Genomic DNA, 18,365 nt, shown 5'->3' on the forward strand with positions numbered 1-18,365 from the left:
CGGTGTCCCGGTCAAGAGTGCGCACAATGGGGTGCATGGACCCCATCAGCCCCCTGGAGCAGTCATTGCACGCGGCCCGCGCCCGCGTGCTCGCGGATCTCGTCGCGGGCGAGGTCGCGGAGGCCGACGTCGTCTCGCTGGTGGAGGACTCCATCGCCCAGCGGCGCTGGTGGGTCGAACAGTGGCCGGACGGCGCGGCCTTCGTGGCCGGGCTGATCGCCCAGGACGTGCAGGACGCGCTGCTGGAGCGGTACGGCCGCTGGCCGCTCTGCCCCGTCTGCGGCTCCGGCGACCCGCACGCGCTGGACGTGGAGCCGGAACTGGGCCCCGATCCGCACTGGGTGTGCCACAAGGCAGGCGTGAAGGTCGCGTCGGTGGGCTCGCTGGCGTCGGCCCTGCGCGGGACGACGTCCTCATGAGGCGCCCGTGACCCTCTACATCGACCCGCCGACCTGGCCCGGCCACGGGCGCATGTGGTCGCACCTGGTCAGCGATGTGTCGTACGACGAACTGCACCTGTTCGCCGAGGGCCTCGGCATGCCGCGCCGGGCCTTCGACAGCGACCACTACGACGTCCCGTCCCACCGCTACGCGGACGCGGTGGCGGCGGGCGCGGTGCAGGTCAGCAGCCGCGAGGTGGTCCGGCTGCTGCACTTCGCCGGTCTGCGCAGGCGCAAGGGGCGTCAGGTCCGGCGGACGTAGAGCAGCAGCGCGGTGTCCATGTCGTACTCGTCGGTGGCGGTGCGCTCCTCCTCCACGGTCGCGCGGCTGAAGCCCGCCCGGGTCACCACGCGCTGGGAGGGCAGGTTGGCCGGTTCGATCGTGGCGATGACCGTGTCGACGTCGGCCCGGGCCAGCGCCCACCCGGTCAGGGCGCGCAGCGCCTCGGTCGCGTAGCCCCGGCCGCGGGCGCTCTCGACCAGGTCGTAGCCGATCTCCACCCGGCGCTCGTCGTCCGGGGCGCCGTGGAAGCCGATGCCGCCCACCGCGCGGCCGTCCTCGGTCCGCACGAGGGCGAAGACCCCGAACTCCGGGCGGTGCACACCGGCTTCGTACGCCTTCAGCAGGTGGGAGCAGGCTTCCCGGGTGCCCTCGTACGGGCCGTCGTCGAGCCAGTCGAAGCCGCCGTCGCCGCCGAGGACCAGATCGCGGGCGGCGGCCGGGCGGATGCCGGTGAGGGTGACGCGTCCGGCGGGGATGACGAGGTTGTTGTACCAGGTCCAGTCGGTGACCGGGGCGCGGCCGGGCAGCTCGCCGCGGCCGGTCGCCCACAGCAGCGTCTGCCAGGGCGGGGGGCCGGGCTGGACGTGCGGGAAGAGCCGGGTCAGGACCGCTTCGGCGAGGTCGGCGGGCGGTTCGTAGGGGAGGCCGAGGCCCCGGGTGATGTCGTGGGTGTGCAGCAGGGCCTCGGCGACGCCCATCGCGGCGAAGCCCTCGCGGTCGGCGCTGCCGAAGTGGACCGGGTGGAAGGCGCGGACGCCGGGCGGGGTGGTGCGGACGGCGGCGGCCAGCAGGGCGCCGGTGGCCTCGATCACCTGGAGCAGGCCGGCGTTGTCGGTGCCCTCGGGCAGGGTGATGCGCAGCGGGAGGCGGTCCTGGGCGCGGCCGGCGAGGCGGCTCGCGTACGCGGCGAAGTCCTCGGCGATGTGGAAGGCCGTGGTGCGGCAACTCCATTCCAGGCCGGCCGCGTTCACCGCGTCCCAGTCCCGGTCCAGCGCCGTGCGCAGTGCCGCCGTGCAGCTCGCGACGGCCGCCTCCACCTGATCCCCGCTCATCGTCCGCATGCGCGCACAGTACGGCGGGGGCGTCCTCAGGTCGACAGCATTTCCAGCTCGGACGTGAGGTTGTAGCGGGCGGTGGCCTCCCAGTGCTCCTGGCCGTACGGGGTGCGGTACAGCCGCGGCAGGGCGAGGAGTTGGCGCAGGATCGCCGAACGGCCCTGGCGGAAGGCGTCGGGGGGCACGAAGTGGTACTCCTCGCGGACCTCGGCGGTGTAGACGGCGTACGCCGACGGGGGCGCGGCCAGGATCGCGAGGTCGGCGTCGCACAGCACCTGTCCGTCGCGGTCGTCGTCGGCCGGGTCGTGGGTGACGGTGAGCCGGACCAGCCGGGCCACCTCGGCCGTCTTCGCCTCCGGCACACCGGCCTCGGGCAGGGCGCGCTCGGCCAGCCGCGCGGACCGCTCCTCGTTCTCGGACCGTTCGGGCAGGTAGACGGCGTCGTGGAACCAGGCGGCCAGGCGGACCACGTCCGGGTCGGCCGCGTACTCCTCCAGCACGTCGACGTGGTCGAGCACGGCGGTGAGGTGGGCCGGCGTGTGGTAGCGGCGCTGCGGCTCCTGCCAGCGGGCGAGCAGGTTGTCGGCGTAGGGGGCGGGGTCGGGGCCGCCGCCGGGGGCGCGGACTGCTTCCAGGGCGCGGGCGAAACGGAGGCGCAGGGCGTCGAGGTCGGCCATGCCCCCATTCTTCCGTGGCGGGGACGCGGGCCGCCGGTCGGTCCGTCCGGTGGCGGCCCCGGGCCGGCTGCCCGTCCGTTTCCCGCGTGACGGCCGTCCCTCGGCGCCCCTAGCGTGATCTCCATGACTGACATGCTGGAAGTGCGTGATCCGGAGCTCCCCGGGCGGCTGCTGGCCGCCGAGCGCGACGAACTGGTACCGCTGCTGCGGTCCCTGCCCGACGCCGACTTCGCGCTGCCGTCGGCCGGGTGTCCGGGCTGGACGGTGCGGGACGTGCTGGCGCACTGTTCCGCCGCGCTCATGCGGGTGGTGGAGAACCGGTTCGAGAAGGGCGTGTTCTCGCCGGAGTCGAACGAGCGGGACATCGCCGAGCGGGCCGGCTGGACGAACGCGCGGGTCGTGGACGAGCTGGAGCGCGGGATGACGGAGGCCGGACCGGTGATCGCCGGGACGGACGGATCGCTGGACATGATCGCGCTCGGCGAGTGGGTGCACGCCGGGGACGTGCGCGAGGTGCTGGGCGCGCCGGGGGCGTACGCCGGGGCGGGGCTGCCCGACGCGCTGACCCTGCTGGCGCGGATCACCCGGCAGAAGGAGCACGTGCCCCTCCACGCCGACCTGGACGACCGGGACGAGCCGCTGCGGCTCGGCGCGGTGGCCGCGGGCGGCCCGCCGGCCCGGTACATCGGCGACGCGGCCACGCTCGTACGGCTGTACGCGGGGCGGCCGCTGAACGGGGCGTCCTACGAGCTGGCGGGAGCCCGGGAGGGAGAGCTGAACATCTTCGGGTGAGTGGCGCCCCCGGGCAGGCGTAGTCTTGGATTGGACTAGACCTGTAGCGCCGATGAATGGGGTGCCATGAGCAAGCGTGCAGTCCTGGAGGTGATCGCCCTCGACGTCGAGGACGCGGTCGCCGCCCAGGCCGGGGGCGCGGACCGGCTGGAGCTCGTCACCGAGATGGCGGCCGACGGGCTCACCCCCGCGCCCGCCACCGTCGCCGCGATCCGCGCCGCCGTCGACATCGACCTGCGCGTGATGCTCCGCCTCGCGGACGGCTTCGCGGCCGGTGACCTGGACCGGCTGATCGGCGTGGCCGACGAGCTGCGGCAGGCCGGCGCCGACCAGTTCGTGCTCGGGTTCCTCGCCACGGACGGCGGTGTCGACCTGGACGCGGTGGAGCGGGTCGTCGACGCGCTCGGCGGCTGCCGCTGGACCTTCCACCGGGCGATCGACCGGGCCGCCGACCGGGACGCCCTGCGCAAGCAGCTCGCCGACCTGCCGGGTCTGGACACCTACCTCACCGCCGGCTCCGCCACGGGCGTGGACGACGGCCTGTTCACGCTGCTCGCCGAAGCGGCGCACGACGGCGAGCCCGGGTACGAGCAGCAGATCATGGTCGGCGGCGGACTGCGCCTCGACCATGTCTCCCGGCTCCGCGCGGGCGGGATCGAGGCGTTCCACATCGGCGGCGCGGCCCGCCCCGACGGCTGGCGGGGCCCGGTCTCGGCGGACGCGGTCGCCCAGTGGCGCACGGCCCTGGACGGCGACGCCGCATAGTCCCGCCCCGGGTCCGCTCGGGCGCGGCGGCGCGCTACTCGGCGAGCTGCGGCGGCAGTGGTGCCGTGTGCGTCACGATCAGGCCCGACACCGCTCGGGTCAGCGCCACGTACAGGCGCCGCAGGCCCGTGCGCTCGTCCGGCTCGCCGTCCACCACCGCCTGCGGCTCGTCCAGGACCACGTAGTCGTACTCCAGGCCCTTGGCGAGCGAGGCCGGGACCAGGGTCAGCCGGGTCTCGCGGGTGGTCTCCTCACCGGGGGCCAGGTAGGAGATGCCGGCCGCCGCCAGGGCCTCGGCGAGCGCCGGGACGCGGGCGTCGGCGGCGATCAGACCGGTCGAGCCCTCGTTGCGCAGCAGCTCCGCGCACGCGGCGACGGTGTCGGCCGCCTCCGTGGCCGTACGGACCTCGAAGAAGCCGGGGTTCTCCCGGACGGAGGCGACCGGGGTGAGGCCGGGCGCGATGTGCGGCAGCAGCCGGGAGGCGTACGCGATGACGTCCGTCGGCACGCGGAAACCGGCCGTCAGCTCCTCGACGGCCCCGTCCGGCTTGCCGAGATGGGCCAGCGCCTCCGCCCAGCTGCGGGTCGCCCACGGGGTCGTGCCCTGCGCGAGGTCGCCCAGCACGGTCGCGCTGCCGGTGGTGCAGCGGCGGCCGACGGCCCGGTACTGCATGGGGGAGAGGTCCTGCGCCTCGTCCAGGACGACGTGGCCGAGCGAGTGCGTGCGCTGGATCAGATCGGTGGCCTCGTCGATCAGCACGGCGTCCGCCGGCGACCACTTGGCCGTCTTCACGCTGCGCACCGGCTTGGCCCACAGGATCGTCTTCCGCTCGTCCTCGTCCAGGAGCCCGTCCGCGTGCTCGGCGAGGAACTCCGCGTCGGTGAGCAGCCGCAGCACCAGCTTGGCCGGATCGACGGCCGGCCAGACCGCCTTCACGGCCGCCTTCACCGCGCCGTTGCGGGCGACCGCGTCCTGCACCCGGTCGTCCGGGGCCTCCCCGGCCCGTTCCATCTGCACCAGCACCGCGTGCGCGATGCGCTGCGGCAGGGCCTCGCGGGCGGCGCCGTAGCGGATGTCCCGGTCCAGCAACTCCCGGACGATCTCCTCCAGTTCGTACGCCGGCACCCGCCAGCGCCGCGAGCCGCGCACGACCACGACCGGCTCGGTGGGCATGGTCACGTGGGAGTACAGGGCGCGCCTGAGGACCTCGGCCATGCGGGCGTCGCCCTTGACGATCGCGGCGGCGGCGTCGTCCGTGCCGCGCACCTCCACCTGGGCGACCAGGTCGTCCACGGTCGCCTGCCGCACGCTCAACTCGCCGAGCGCCGGCAGGACCTGCTCGATGTAGTGCAGGAAGGACCGGTTCGGCCCGATGACCAGCGTGCCGGTGCGGGCCAGCCGCTCCCGGTGGGCGTACAGCAGGTACGCGACCCGGTGCAGGCCGACGGCGGTCTTTCCGGTGCCCGGACCTCCCTGCACGCAGACGGTGCCGCCGAGCCCGCTGCGGACGATCTCGTCCTGTTCCGGCTGGATGGTGGCGACGATGTCCCGCATCGGGCCGACGCGGGGCCGCTCGATCTCCTGCTGGAGCAGCTTGCTGGTGGTGGCGGACTCTGCCGGGTCGGAGAGGTGCTCGTCCTCGTAGGCGGTCAGGTCGCCGCCGGTGTATCCGAAGCGGCGGCGCAGGCCGATGTCCATCGGGTCCTTCTTGGACGCCCGGTAGAACGGCTGCGAGACCGGTGCGCGCCAGTCGATGACCATGGGGTCGCCGTCGGCGTCGTGGACGTGCCGCCGCCCGATGTAGAACCGCTCGCCCTCGGCGCCCTCGGCCCGCTCCGCGCCCGGCGCGTGCAGGTAGTCGAGCCGGCCGAAGAACAGAGGGGTGTCGCTGAGGTCGGCCAGTGCCTTGATGCGCTCGTCGATCTGGCGGGAGAGCACCGCGGCGTTGACCCAGTTCGCGGTGACGTCGCTGATGTCGAGTGCCTCCACGTCCTCGCGCATGGCGCGCAGCGCGGAACGGGACGCGGCGAGGTGGGAGCGCTCTCGGGCGAGGGGGTCGTCGAGCGGGTCGTGGGCGGGCGTGGACAAGGGGGTGCCTCCGGTGGGCCTGCTGCGTGGGCTACGACGATGCCACCCGGTTTCCGGCCGGGCGACGGCACTCCGTGAGGGAGGCGGGCAAGAGCGGAGATTTTAGGGGAGCGGCCGGGCCGGGGCCAATGAATTTCCGCCCCGCGCGCATGCGGCGCCGCGCCGCATGCCGGGTAGCGCTTGCCGGACCGCGTACGCCGGGCCGCGCCGTTCGCCGGGTCGCGTTCGCCGGGCCGTGCCGTTCGTCGGGCCGCGCCGCTTGCCGAGCCGCGCCGCCAGTCGGGTTGCGTCGTTCGTCGGGCCTGTTCGCCGGGGGGCGCTTGCCGGGCCCCGCGCCGCGCGGCCATTCCCGCTTCGGCTCCCGGGCGTCCTCTGCTGATCCGTCCCCTAGGGGATGGGAGACCTCAGGACCAGGGGCGGCGTCCACCCGGAGGTCTACGTGGGGTCGGCCGGAATTGGACCCGCGGGCCGATGCGGGTGGGGGGTCCGCGGTTCCACCATGGAGACATGAGCGCAGCAGCCATCTCACCCACACCCGTCCGGCCCCCGTCCGGCGCGACGGCCGTCGACGGTCCCCACCACCACCTGCTCGGCAACGCCCTGCGCGCCGTGAAGGTGTTCCTGGAGGCGGCCTTCAGCGTCGTCATCCTCGGCGAGTACGGCGAGGAAGCGGGCATACGCCACAAGTGACGGCATAGGGTCGCGTCCGTGCGGAAACGGACGTTGACGCCCTCCTGCCCTGCCCTGCTCCTCCTCGCCCTCTCCCTCGCCGCCTTCGTCACCCTGTGCGTCCTGCGCGGCGCACCCATGGCCGATCTCCTCGTCTACCGGGCCGAGGGCGCGGCCGTGGCCCACGGCACCGCCCTGTACGGCTTCACGGTCACCGAGTGGCACCTCCCGGCGACCTATCCGCCCTTCGCGGCGATCCTGTTCGTGCCCGCGGTCTGGCTGCCGGTCCCGGTCCTGAAGGCGGTCTTCCTCGCGGGCAACGTGCTCCTGCTCGCCACCCTGGTCGCCCTCTCGGCCCGCCTGGCGAACCGGGCCCTCCCCCCGTCCCTGCTCTGCACGGCCACCGCCCTCGCCCTGTGGCTCGAACCGGTCTTCCAGACGCTCCTCTTCGGGCAGATCAACCTGGCCCTCGCCTGCCTCGTGCTTTGGGACCTGACCCGTCCGGCCGGCGCCCGCGCCAAGGGCCTGGCCCTCGGGATGGCGGCCGGTGTCAAGCTCACCCCGGCCGTGTTCATGGCGTACCTGCTCCTGCGCGGCCGGGTGCGGGAGGCGGCGACGGCGGGGGCGGCCTTCGCGGGGACGGTCGCGCTCGGTGCCGTCCTGCTCCCCTCGGCGAGCGTGGACTTCTGGACCCGGCGGCTGTACGAGACCGGCCGGGTGGGCAAGGCGTGGATCGTGGACAACCAGTCGCTGCGGGGGCTGGTCGCCCGGGCGCTGGGCGATCCCGCGCCGGGTCTCGCCTGGGCGCTCCCGGCGGTGTTGGTCGCCGTGGTGGGCCTGGGGCTGGCCGCGCGGACCCGCCGGGAGGGCCACGGCGTCCTGCTGACCGCGTGCACGGCCCTGCTGGTGTGCCCGATCAGCTGGACCCACCACTGGGTGTGGTGCGTGCCGCTCCTCGCCGTGCTGCTGGCGGAGGGCCGCACCCGTACGGCCGTACTGGTGACCCTGGTCTTCACCGCCCGCACGATGTGGCTGGTCCCCCACGAGGGCGCCCGCGACCTCGAACTGCCCTGGTGGCAGCAGCCGTTGGCGGCCGCGTACCCGCTCCTGGCGCTGGGACTGCTGATCTCGTACGACAGCGTGACCAGCCGCTGTGCACCGGTCCCGGCGTCAGGGCCCAGGTGAAGGGCCGGCCACCGGTTCGGCGTCACCCCGGCGTCACCCCGGCGTCGGCTCCGCGCCGTCACCGGCCCGGGCGTCCCCTCCGAAGCGGCCGTCGTGGTCACCGTCGTCCCGTTCGTGTCGCGCGTCGCGGCTTCGCGGAACGCTCCCGCTCCCGCCCGCGTGGCCGGCGCCGGCGATGACGACGACCTCGTCACCGGTGGTCCAGCGCCGGCGGTCGGCCTTGGGCGGGTTGACGCGCAGCCCGTAGCCGGGGGCGCGGCCGGCGTCGGCGTGGCTGCGGTAACCGATGGCGCACTCGCCCCGGTCGCGCGCCGCGGCGACGACCGTGGCGAAGGACGCCTCCTGGCCGGGCTGTACGTAGTCGGCGGCCGGCCGCAGGTGGACCTGGGTACCGCCGGCCGAGAACAGCTCGTCGAACACCGCCGCCAGGTGGCGGTTCTGGGAGATCTGCGCCATCAGCAGCCCGACGAGCTTGCCGCTGATGATCACGTCGGCTCCGGGGCCGAGCGGTGCGAGGGGCCGGTTGCCGTCGTCGGCCAGTTCGGTGACCACCGGCAGTTCCCGGCCGGTCCGCTGTTCGAGGTGGCGCAGCACGAGCAGGGTGACGAGCGTGCGGTTGTCCGGCTCCTCCGGGGGCTCGCCGGGGCGCGGGTCCCGGCCGAGCACGATGACGCTGTCGTAGGAGGTGATGTCCAGGCCGTACAGGGTCTCCGGCCGGGTGGTGTCGCCCCTGCGGTGCACACACCTCCAGTCGGCGTCGCCGGTGTCGCACGCCGCCCGCACGGTCGCACCGTCCTCGTCCGCCACCACGTCGGCGACGGAGCCGGGCGGTGCGTTGCGGCCCCATTCCCGGAGGATGAGCGGCGCCCGGCGGTTCCAGCCCAGCACCAGCACCCGCTCCGGCCGCGGCTCCCGCGGCCGCGGGACCGCCATGAGCCGCTCCTCGACGAACCGCGTGCAGTCGGCGAGTTCGGCGGTGTCGTCGTCGGCGGCGATGACGATGATCCGGTCGTCCGGCCCGATCACCGTCCGCGCCGGAGGGTTCAGCCACGGCGCGCCGTCACGGATCAGCCCGACCGCGCTCGCGTTGCCGTAGGAGAGCAGCACGTCACCGAAGTCCCGGCCGACCAGCGACGGATGGAAGGCCGGGTAGAACTCGTCCCCGGCGAAGTCGAGGAGCTCGCGGTGGACGAGGGACAGCCCCGGGCGGCGTGCGGCCTGGGCGATGAGCCGGGCGGTGACCGTGTCGCTCTCCACGACGATGCCGCGCTCTCCCGCGGCCAGCCGGGCCGCCAGCAGGTAGCCGCTGTCCCGGACCGCGGCCACGACGGGCGCGGTGACGTCGTCCCCGGCCGCCGTCGCCCGCAGCGCCAGCAGGGTCTTGACCACGTCGGCGTCACCGCGCGAGTCGTCGGGCGGCAGCACGATCACCGAGTCGGCCGTGGCCGGACTGGTCAGCGCCAGCACGGCCGGATCGGCCGATGGGCCGCTGCGGCAGATCAGCCGGGTCCGGCCGGTGGGGCCCACCTTGCTGTACAGGGCCTCCTCCATGGCCGTCTTGTCCCGGTCGGCCAGGACGGCCACGGCCGAACTCCGCTGGTTGGCACCCGCCGCGACCAGCTCGCCCACCACCGTGAACACCTGCTCCGACCAGCCGAGGACCACCACATGGCCGTGCTCGACCAGCGTGGAGCGTCCGCGCCGCAGGGCGATGAGCCGCTCGGTCAGCCCGGTCGTGATGAGACCGACGAGGGTCGAGACGTACACCAGGGCGACGAGGGCCAGCAGCACCGACAGCAGCACCCGCAACGGGGCGCCGGTGGTGCCGCCCAGCCGCAGCGTCTCCCCGGTCAGGCGCCAGACCTCCGTCAGTTTCCCGGGAAGGGTGGCGGGGGCGTGCGGACCCGTCCACACCAGGACCGCGCTCGCGGGCACGACGAGGGCCAGGCAGACCACCACCAGCCAGCCGACCAGGGCCGAGGTCCCGCGCGCCAGGGTCGTGTCGAACCAGTACCGCGCTCGGGCACCCACCCGAGGACGCCGCTGTTCCACCATGTTCCCCCTCCGCCACAGGCCTGTAGGGGGCAGTGTCCTGACCCGGTACCCCGCGACGCGCGGCACGGCGCGCGATTCATCCCTTCGCCGTAATCGGGTGCGGCGGGACCACCTCGCCGTGCCTCCGCGCACCCCCGTCCCGCCGGTTTGAACGGCGGCCTTCCCTCGTCCGTGGCAATTCACCGCAACCCGGGACGCAACGGCCCGGCGGACCAGTAGAAGTTCGCCATGACCGAAGATCACCAGGTGGACGCCGGCAACGGCGGCCTGACCAGGCGTACGCTCACGACCGCCGCCGGCACGACCGCCGCGGCCACCGTCCTCAGCGCGGGCAGCGCGGCGGCCCTGCCCGCCCCAGCATCCCCGCGGGCCCCCGCCCCGGCGGCCCCCTCCAGCGCGCGGGGCCCGGACTTCGACCGCTGTCTCGCCGCCGCGCGGGCCCTGCTCGTAGTCGACTCCGCCGACCGGCCCCTCGTCCCCGGCTACCAGCGCGTGCTCAAGGACGGCCTCCCCCGAGGACGGGCGGGCGGGCCCAAGAGCGTCCTCGTCATCGGGGCGGGCCCGGCCGGCCTCGTCACGGCCTGGCTGCTGAAGCGGGCCGGACACCGCGTGACCGTCCTGGAGGCCAACGGCAACCGGGCGGGCGGACGCATCAAGACCTTCCGCCGCGGCGGCCACGAGAAGGCGGCGCAGCCCTTCGCCGACCCCCGCCAGTACGCCGAGGCCGGCGCGATGCGGCTGCCCGGCAGCCACCCGCTGGTGATGGACCTCATCGGCCAACTGGGCCTGAAGAAGCGGCCCTTCTACTACGTCGACGTCGACGCGGACGGACGCCCCGCCTCCCACACCTGGATCCACGTCAACGGCATCCGGGTGCGGCGCGCCGACTACGCCCGCGCGCCCCGGCGCGTCAACCGCTCCTTCGGCGTCCCGCGCGCCCACTGGGACACACCGGCCGCCGCCATCCTGCGCTCGGTCCTCGACCCGGTGCGCGACGAGTTCAGCACGGTCGGTCCCGACGGCAAGCGCGTCGACAAGCCGCTGCCCGAACGGGTGCGGGGCTGGGCCAGGGTGATCCAGCGCTTCGGCGACTGGTCGATGTTCCGCTTCCTGACCGAGCACGCGGGCCTGGACGAGCGGACGGTCGACCTCATCGGCACCGTCGAGAACCTCACCTCACGGCTGCCCCTGTCCTTCGTCCACAGCTTCATCGGCTCCTCCCTGATCAGCCCGGACACGGCGTTCTGGGAGCTGGAGGGCGGCACGGCCGTCCTGCCGGACGCCCTGCTGGCCAAGGTCCGCGACACCGTGCGCTTCGACCGGCGGGTCACACGGATCGAGTACTACGACCCCGGCCGCGCCGGCGGCGACACGGCGCACGTCCACGCCAAGGGCCCCCACGTATGGGTGGACACCGTCTCCGAGGGGCGCGGCGGCCCGGTCGTGCGGGAGCAGTTCACCGCGGACGCGGCCGTGGTGACCGTGCCCTTCTCCGGCCTGCGGCACGTGCAGGTCAGCCCGCTGATGTCGTACACCAAGCGCCGGGCGATCACCGAACTGCACTACGACTGCGCGACCAAGGTGCTGCTGGAGTTCAGCCGCCGCTGGTGGGAGTTCGACGAGTCCGACTGGAAGCGGGAGCTCAACCGCGTCGACCCCGGCCTGTACGACGCCTACCGCACCGGGCGCACCCCCGGCGACGGCCGTCTGCTCGGCGCGCACCCCTCCGTCCCGCGCGGCCACATCACCCCCGGCCAGCGCGTGCACTACGCCGCCAACCGTGCCGTCACCCGGGACCAGCCGGAGGCGGCCGACGTCATCGGCGGCGGCTCGGTGTCGGACAACGCCAACCGCTTCATGTACCACCCGTCCCACCCGGTCCCCGGCAGCGCGGGCGGGGTGGTCCTGGCCTCCTACAGCTGGGCGGACGACGCCCTGCGCTGGGACTCCCTCGACGACGACGCCCGCTATCCGCACGCCCTGTGCGGCCTCCAGGAGGTGTACGGCCAGCGGATCGAGGTCTTCTACACCGGCGCCGGCCGCACCCAGAGCTGGCTGCGCGACCCCTACGCCTACGGCGAGGCGTCCGTGCTCCTGCCCGGCCAGCACACGGAACTGCTCCCGTCCATTCCGGCCCCCGAGGGACCCCTGCACTTCGCGGGCGACCACACCTCCGTCAAACCGGCGTGGATCGAGGGAGCGCTGGAATCCGCCGTGCGCGCCGCCCTGGAGGTCCACACGGCGTGACGGGCTAGCTCTCGGCCAGGATCTCGTCCGCGTCCATGATCCGGTAGGCGTACCCCTGCTCGGCCAGGAAGCGCTGCCGGTGGGCGGCGAAGTCCTGGTCGAGGGTGTCGCGGGCGACGACCGAGTAGAAGTGGGCCTGGTGGCCGTCGGCCTTGGGGCGCAGCACCCGGCCGAGCCGCTGGGCCTCCTCCTGCCGGGAGCCGAAGGTGCCGGACACCTGGATGGCGACCGTGGCCTCGGGCAGGTCGATGGAGAAGTTGGCGACCTTCGACACCACCAGCACGCTGATCTCGCCCTCGCGGAACGCGTCGAAGAGCTTCTCGCGCTGCGCGTTGGAGGTCTCGCCCTTGATCACCGGGGCGTTCAGGTGCTCGCCCAGCTCGTCGAGCTGGTCGATGTACTGCCCGATGACGAGGATCTGCTGCCCGGCGAACCGGCGGACGATCGCCTCGGTGACCTTCCGCTTGGTCTCCGTCGTGGCGCAGAAGCGGTACTTCTCCTCCGTCTCGGCGGTCGCGTAGGCCAGCCGCTCGGAGTCGGTCAGGTTGACCCGGACCTCGACGCAGTCGGCGGGCGCGATGTAGCCCTGCGCCTCGATCTCCTTCCAGGGCGCGTCGAAGCGCTTGGGCCCGATGAGGGAGAACACGTCCGACTCGCGGCCGTCCTCGCGCACGAGGGTGGCCGTGAGACCGAGCCGCCGCCGCGCCTGGAGATCGGCGGTGAACTTGAAGACGGGCGCGGGCAGCAGATGGACCTCGTCGTAGACGATCAGGCCCCAGTCCCGGGAGTCGAACAGCTCCAGGTGCGGGTAGACGCCCTTCCGCTTGGTCGTCAGCACCTGGTAGGTCGCGATGGTGACGGGCCGGATCTCCTTCTTCGTCCCGCTGTACTCGCCGATCTCGTCCTCGGTCAGCGAGGTCCGCTTCACCAGCTCGTGCTTCCACTGCCGGGCGGAGACGGTGTTGGTGACGAGGATCAGCGTGGTCGACTTCGCCTGGGCCATGGACCCGGCCCCGACCAGCGTCTTCCCGGCGCCGCAGGGCAGCACCACGACCCCGCTGCCGCCGTGCCAGAAGTTCTCCACGGCCTGCTTCTGGTAGGGCCTGAGCGCCCAGCCGTCCTCCAGCAGCTCGATCGGGTGGGCCTCACCGTCGACGTACCCGGCGAGGTCCTCGGCCGGCCAGCCCAGCTTCAGCAGCGTCTGCTTGATCTGCCCGCGCTCGGAGGGGTGCACGGCCACGGTGTCCGGGTCGATCCGCGCGCCGACCAGCGGGGCGATCCGCTTGGACTTCAGCACCTCCTCCAGCACCGGCCGGTCGGTGCTGGTCAGGACGAGCCCGTGCGCGGGGTCCTTGGTGAGGGTGAGGCGCCCGTAGCGGTCCATCGTCTCGGCGATGTCCACGAGCAGCGCGTGCGGCACGGGGTAGCGGCTGTACTGCACCAGGGCGTCCACGACCTGCTCGGCGTCGTGCCCGGCGGCGCGCGCGTTCCACAGCCCGAGCGGGGTGACCCGGTAGGTGTGGATGTGTTCGGGTGCCCGCTCCAGCTCGGCGAAGGGCGCGATGGCCCGCCGGCAGTCGTCGGCCCGCTCGTGGTCGACTTCCAGGAGCAGGGTCTTGTCGGACTGGACGATCAGCGGACCATTCACGCGCGGCACACCCTTTCCATGACGGCCAAACGTCAAGTGTGCCTCATGCGGCCGAGGGGCTCCACGGCCGCAAGATCACCCGGCGGCACCGGACGCCGGGCGCAACCCCCTCGCGCCACCGCGAGTCCTGACACACGACAAGGCGGCGCGGGCGCGCGGCCGGGTGAGGAGTTCAGGGATGTCGGCACGCAGATGGGCCGTCGGCACCGGAGCCGTGGGGGTTCTGGTGGCCACCGGCACCTGGGCGATGCGGCCGGGAACCGTCGACACGCGGCTGTGGGACGAGATACGGCCGGTCGTCGAGGCCCGGCTCGCGGCGGACAGCCACGGCACCGGCTACGGCGAGGACGTGCCCGGGCTGCACGCGCGCTGGTTCTGCCGGGCCGAGGCGCTCGACGTGGCGGAGCACGGCGGCGAGGTGCGCGCGGGCGTCGACGCGCTGTGCCTGGAGTACGGGGTGCGCGACGGCGGCCTGGTGGAGTGCGGCGGCGGGCGGGGTCCGCAGGTGGTGCGGCTGGAGCGGGACCCGCACGGCGGTTACCGGGTGGTCTCGCGCGAGGCACCGCCGGACGGCGCCGGGAACGCGGAGTGGACCGAGGCCCACTTCGGTTTCTTCGCCCGGGCCGCCCTCGACGACACGATCCCGTCCGACGCGCTGGAGAGCGCCGCCCGCGCCCACTTCGGCCTGCCCGCGGACGCGCCGGTCGGGGACTGCTAAGGCCTGTCTCAGTCGTCCGCCAGCTCCGCGACGCCGGTGACGCGGTGCAGCGGGAACGTCCGGACCTCGTCCGCCGTGTGGTCGTACGCCGTCACGAAGCCGCCCTCGACCCGGATCGGGGCGATGACCCGCTGGCTGGCGGCGCCCTCGGCGTTGACGTAACCGATCCACACCGAGTCGCCGGTCAGGACGGCGGCCTGCATGGTGGCGAGGGTCTCGGCGGAGGAGGTGCGGGGCAGCTCGCCGCCCGCCAGGGGCTCGCCGGCGGGCTTGCGCGGGGTGGTGGCGGCCAGGTCGCCGGCCCGGATCGCCCGGATCGCCGCCGCGAGCAGCGTGGCGTCGGGCGGCGGCGGCCCGTCCGGCACCGGCTCGGGCGCGGTGCGCGGCGGGGTGCGGTGGGCGTGCGCCCGGGTGATCAGGACATCGCCCTCGGCGGACTCGGCGGCGGGCGCGTACCCCATCGCGCGCAGCCCCTCCAGCAGCGTCGCCGGGTCGGTCTGGGCGGCCAGCACGGTCGGCGCGAGCCGGCGCAGGCGCAGGGCGGCGGCGCGCTTGTCGGCGAGGATCTCGTTCAGCAGGGTGTCGTCGTCGCAGCGGACGTACGCCGAGGCCGCGCCGACCCGCAGGTGGCCGTGTCTGCGGGCCACGTCGTCGATCAGATAGGCGAGCGGCTGTGGGACCGGGGTGCGGGAGTGCTCGGCGAGGAAGGCGTGCAGGTCGGCGGCGGTCCGGCCGGCGTCCAGGGCACGGCGGACGGACGCCGGTGTGAACCGGTACACGGTCGCCCCGCCCTTGGACTCCACGTCCGCGAGCACCCCCAGCGTGTCCGCGAGCGGGCGCCGCAGCGGACCGGGCGCCACCGCCGTCAGGTCGGCCTGGAGCAGCACGTGGTCCAGTGGCTCGGGCAGCAGCGGGGCGAGCAGCCGGGCAGCGGCGGCGGCCGCGACGCCCTGCTCGGCGGGGGAGAGGGGCGCGAGCCGCTCGGGGGCCCGGTGGTGGTGCACCGGAAGCTTGTCCCCGGGGCCGGTGGGCTCGGCGGAAGCAGCGGCGGGTGCGACCGGGGCGCCGGTGGCGGACGCGGTGCCGGACCTCGCCGCCCTCGGCCCGGCCCCGGCGGCAGCCGGTGCCCCCAGCAGCGCGCGCCCGTGGGACGACAGGGCGCCCCGGCCCGTCACCCCCAGCAGTTCCGCCTCCGACAAAGTCCAGCGGGCGAGCCGGGAGCGCAGGTCGTCGTCCCGGGCGCCGTCGCGCTGAGCGGCCCGCAGGGGCCGCTCCCAGCGCAGCCGGGCCAGCACCGACTCCGCGTCCGGCGCCGCACCCTGCGGCAGCGCGGCCAGCAGGGACAGCACCCGGTGCCGTACCTCGGGCGCGGCGGAGCGGTCGAGGCCCGGACCGAGCGCCGACAGCGTCCGGTCCTTCGCGTCCCGCCCGCCGACCAGCCCCGGCGTGCGGGTGGCCGTCAGCCAGGCCTGGGCGAGCCGGGCCCAGCGCTCGGCCGGGGGCAGCTCCAGCCACTCGTCGTAGGCAGGGGTGGCCGCGTACCGCTCGTCGGCCTCGCCGTCGGAGGCGATCAGGCCGGCCGCGTAGGCCAGCTCGACCCAGAAGGCGGCGACCGGCTCCGACACGTCCAGTGCCACGGCGGTCCGCTTCAGGTCGCGGACGCTCAGCCCGCCCGCCCGCAGCACCGCCGGGCCGCCCTCGTCCCAGTCCTTCAGCAGCTCCTCCACGGTGGCCAGCGCGGTGTACGCCTGCCCGGCCGCCGTCGCGTCCACCACCTGCGGGTTGTGGGTCGTGGCCGGCGCCACGGCGGGCGGCAGCGGCTCGGGCGCACGGTGGGCGCGGCCCTCGCGCAGGTGCAGGGCGACCTCGCGGGGCAGCACGACCGTGCCGGGCGTGGTCGGCAGCAGCAGACCGCGGTCCAGCAGCCAGCGCAGATGCGCCGCCGGATCGGCGGTGACCTGCCCGTACGGCGGCCCCCACACCAGCCGGGACAGCACCTCGCGGGCCGGCTCCGGGGCCCCGGCGAGCAGCTTCGCCATCTTCCTGCGGTGGCCGAACAGTCCGGTCAGCGCGGCCACGGCGGACACCGAGTCATGGGTCGACGGCAGCCCGGCCGTCGCCACGATCTCCTGGATCCGCCCCGGCGACATGCCCGAGGTGGCCTCCTGCACGGTCGGGCCCAGCCCGGTCGGGGACGGGTGCTGCGGGGACGGCGCGAGCAGCTCGCGGGCGGTCCGCACCAGCCGCAGCCGGTCGTCGTCGCCCCACACCAGCGCCTGCTCGCGCAGGGTGGCGACGGCCCGGGGCAGCTCGCGGGCGACCGCCTCGTCACCGGCGTCCCCGGCCATCAGGCCGAGCAGTGTGTCGTACGACGCCGGGTCCGGGGCCACGGCCAGCGCCTCCGCCGTCTGGAGCGCGAACCGGTCCAGCCGCTCCAGGGCGCGCAGCACCGAGGCGCGGGTGCCGGCGCGGGTGGCGAGCTGGGTGAGGTCGGTGGGGACGGGGGTGATGAGGTCCGGGCGGCTGCGCAGCAGCGCGGCCAGGGAGGCGTCGTCCCGCGCGCGGAGCGCCTCCGCGAGGGACCGAGGGGCTGAGTGGGCCTCGGGGCTCATCCGGCCAACGGTAGCGGACTTCCATATGCCGAGGGCATCCCGCGAGAAGCGGTACGGTCCTCACGGGGTATCAGTCGGCGTCACCCCGGAGGGGTTCCGTGGGCATCGAAAGCGACCAGGTCGTCTACGAGTATCTGAGCCGCGTCGGAGACATCGCCCAGCAGCGCCAGCTGCCGTCGGCGACGCGGATGCGGCTCGTGTCGGAGCTGCGGAACGAGATCGACCGGCACCGGGCGCAGGCGACGGTGGACTCGCCCGCCGCCGTCCGCCGCATCCTGGACCGCCTGGGCAGCCCGGACGAGGTGGTCACGGCGGCGGGCGGCACCGGCGGCCTCCCGCAGGCGCCGTCCACCGCCGTACCGGCGCAGCCCTCCTCCCGGGAGCGGGCGCCGGAGCCGGCGGAGCGGGAGCGGCCGAAGGGGTTGCGCCGGGTCGTACCGCGCCCGCGCCCCGCCGAGCCCGAGCCGCCCGCCGCGCGCGACACGCCGGCCCCGCCGCACCTCGCTCCCGCGCACGAGCTGGGGGACGCCACGGCACCGCCCGACTGGTGGCGCGTCGGCACCGCGGCCCCCCTGGGGGACACCGACCCGGTGCCGGGGTTCGTCGGCGGCGTGGAGATCCCGGAACTGCTCAAACGGCCGCCGCGGGAGGCTCCCGCCGAGAAGGCCGAGCCGGTGGCGGCGCCGGTGGCGGAACCCGCCGAGGCCGCTCCGGAAGCGGCGCCCGCCCGGCGTCGCCGCCTGCTCCCCGTCGCCTCCGCCGGCTGGTCCAACCCCCTCCTGCTGCTGGCCGCCGCCGCGCTCGTCGCCGGTGCCGTGCTCGGCAACTGGTTCGCGCTGCTCCTCGGCTGGGCCATCGCCTACGGCTCCCGGCGGCTGACGCCCGCGGAGACGAAGTGGGCGGTGATGGTGCTGCCGGGCACGGCGGTCGCGGCGGGGCTGGTGTGGCTGTGGGGACGCAACGAGGGCCGCTGGGGTGCTCCGATCGCCCAGGGCCACATGAACGACGCGGTGGGCGACACCTGGCCGTGGGTGGTCAGGGGAGCGGCGCTCGCCTCGGCGGCATACCTGGTCTGGCGCTCACAGAGGAAGGGGTAGTTCCCCGCGCCCCTTGACCAAGCTGCGGCTGAC

15 protein-coding genes are annotated in these 18,365 nt (G+C 74.7%); 9 read left to right on the top strand and 6 right to left on the bottom strand.

The window, feature by feature from the left end:
* The first annotated feature begins 35 nt into the window (after window positions 1-35).
* Together OO52_RS09095 and OO52_RS09100 are read left to right on the top strand one after the other, a co-directional pair.
* A complete protein-coding gene (locus OO52_RS09095; RefSeq protein WP_030643041.1) occupies window positions 36-419 on the top strand; it encodes a hypothetical protein in 384 nt (127 codons plus the stop codon).
* A gap of 7 nt (window positions 420-426) precedes the next feature.
* Window positions 427-702 (top strand): DUF4031 domain-containing protein, encoded by a 276-nt coding sequence (locus OO52_RS09100; protein ID WP_030643039.1) that lies wholly within the window; start codon window positions 427-429, stop codon window positions 700-702.
* Here OO52_RS09100 and OO52_RS09105 read toward each other — a convergent pair.
* Both OO52_RS09105 and OO52_RS09110 read right to left on the bottom strand, forming a co-directional pair.
* Entirely contained in the window at window positions 684-1,775 is a 1,092-nt protein-coding gene (locus tag OO52_RS09105) for a GNAT family N-acetyltransferase (RefSeq protein WP_030643037.1), read from the bottom strand. The genes OO52_RS09100 and OO52_RS09105 overlap by 19 nt on opposite strands.
* Window positions 1,776-1,810: 35 nt before the next feature.
* Window positions 1,811-2,455, bottom strand: coding sequence for an HD domain-containing protein (locus OO52_RS09110; protein ID WP_030643035.1), 645 nt, complete (start codon window positions 2,453-2,455; stop codon window positions 1,811-1,813).
* Window positions 2,456-2,587: 132 nt separating this feature from the next.
* Between OO52_RS09110 and OO52_RS09115 the strand changes: the two genes are divergently transcribed.
* Together OO52_RS09115 and OO52_RS09120 are read left to right on the top strand one after the other, a co-directional pair.
* Window positions 2,588-3,247: a maleylpyruvate isomerase family mycothiol-dependent enzyme gene (locus tag OO52_RS09115; RefSeq protein WP_196946300.1), complete on the top strand. Its 660-nt coding sequence runs from the start codon at window positions 2,588-2,590 to the stop codon at window positions 3,245-3,247.
* A gap of 66 nt (window positions 3,248-3,313) precedes the next feature.
* Window positions 3,314-4,012 (top strand): copper homeostasis protein CutC, encoded by a 699-nt coding sequence (locus OO52_RS09120; protein WP_030643031.1) that lies wholly within the window; start codon window positions 3,314-3,316, stop codon window positions 4,010-4,012.
* A gap of 34 nt (window positions 4,013-4,046) precedes the next feature.
* Here the strand turns inward: OO52_RS09120 and OO52_RS09125 are convergent, their stop codons facing one another.
* Window positions 4,047-6,101, bottom strand: a complete 2,055-nt coding sequence (locus OO52_RS09125; RefSeq protein WP_030643029.1) for a HelD family protein — start codon at window positions 6,099-6,101, stop codon at window positions 4,047-4,049.
* 507 nt (window positions 6,102-6,608) lie between these two features.
* Here OO52_RS09125 and OO52_RS09130 point away from each other — a divergent pair.
* Both OO52_RS09130 and OO52_RS09135 read left to right on the top strand, forming a co-directional pair.
* Window positions 6,609-6,791, top strand: a complete 183-nt coding sequence (locus tag OO52_RS09130; RefSeq protein WP_030643027.1) for a hypothetical protein — start codon at window positions 6,609-6,611, stop codon at window positions 6,789-6,791.
* Window positions 6,792-6,824: 33 nt separating this feature from the next.
* Complete coding sequence (locus OO52_RS09135; protein WP_030643025.1) at window positions 6,825-7,955, top strand: glycosyltransferase 87 family protein; 1,131 nt, start codon at window positions 6,825-6,827, stop codon at window positions 7,953-7,955.
* Window positions 7,956-7,988: 33 nt separating this feature from the next.
* Here the strand turns inward: OO52_RS09135 and OO52_RS09140 are convergent, their stop codons facing one another.
* Window positions 7,989-10,010: a CASTOR/POLLUX-related putative ion channel gene (locus tag OO52_RS09140; protein WP_234339444.1), complete on the bottom strand. Its 2,022-nt coding sequence runs from the start codon at window positions 10,008-10,010 to the stop codon at window positions 7,989-7,991.
* Between the two features lie 228 nt (window positions 10,011-10,238).
* Between OO52_RS09140 and OO52_RS09145 the strand changes: the two genes are divergently transcribed.
* Window positions 10,239-12,257, top strand: a complete 2,019-nt coding sequence (locus OO52_RS09145; protein WP_030643021.1) for a flavin monoamine oxidase family protein — start codon at window positions 10,239-10,241, stop codon at window positions 12,255-12,257.
* A 4-nt stretch (window positions 12,258-12,261) separates the two neighbouring features.
* Here OO52_RS09145 and OO52_RS09150 read toward each other — a convergent pair whose 3' ends face one another.
* Entirely contained in the window at window positions 12,262-13,905 is a 1,644-nt protein-coding gene (locus OO52_RS09150; protein WP_030643019.1) for a DNA repair helicase XPB, read from the bottom strand.
* 178 nt (window positions 13,906-14,083) lie between these two features.
* Between OO52_RS09150 and OO52_RS09155 the strand changes: the two genes are divergently transcribed.
* Window positions 14,084-14,623 carry a hypothetical protein gene (locus OO52_RS09155; RefSeq protein ID WP_030643017.1) on the top strand — a complete coding sequence of 180 codons (540 nt, stop codon included), beginning with the start codon at window positions 14,084-14,086 and terminating at the stop codon, window positions 14,621-14,623.
* An 8-nt stretch (window positions 14,624-14,631) separates the two neighbouring features.
* Here the strand turns inward: OO52_RS09155 and OO52_RS09160 are convergent, their stop codons facing one another.
* Window positions 14,632-17,235: a helicase-associated domain-containing protein gene (locus OO52_RS09160; RefSeq protein ID WP_030643015.1), complete on the bottom strand. Its 2,604-nt coding sequence runs from the start codon at window positions 17,233-17,235 to the stop codon at window positions 14,632-14,634.
* Between the two features lie 98 nt (window positions 17,236-17,333).
* Here OO52_RS09160 and OO52_RS09165 point away from each other — a divergent pair, with 98 nt between their 5' ends.
* Complete coding sequence (locus tag OO52_RS09165) at window positions 17,334-18,332, top strand: hypothetical protein (RefSeq protein ID WP_030643013.1); 999 nt, start codon at window positions 17,334-17,336, stop codon at window positions 18,330-18,332.
* Window positions 18,333-18,365: the final 33 nt, after the last annotated feature.

This window comes from Streptomyces flaveolus, assembly GCF_000716535.1.
Classification (GTDB): Bacteria; Actinomycetota; Actinomycetes; order Streptomycetales; family Streptomycetaceae; genus Streptomyces; species Streptomyces flaveolus_A.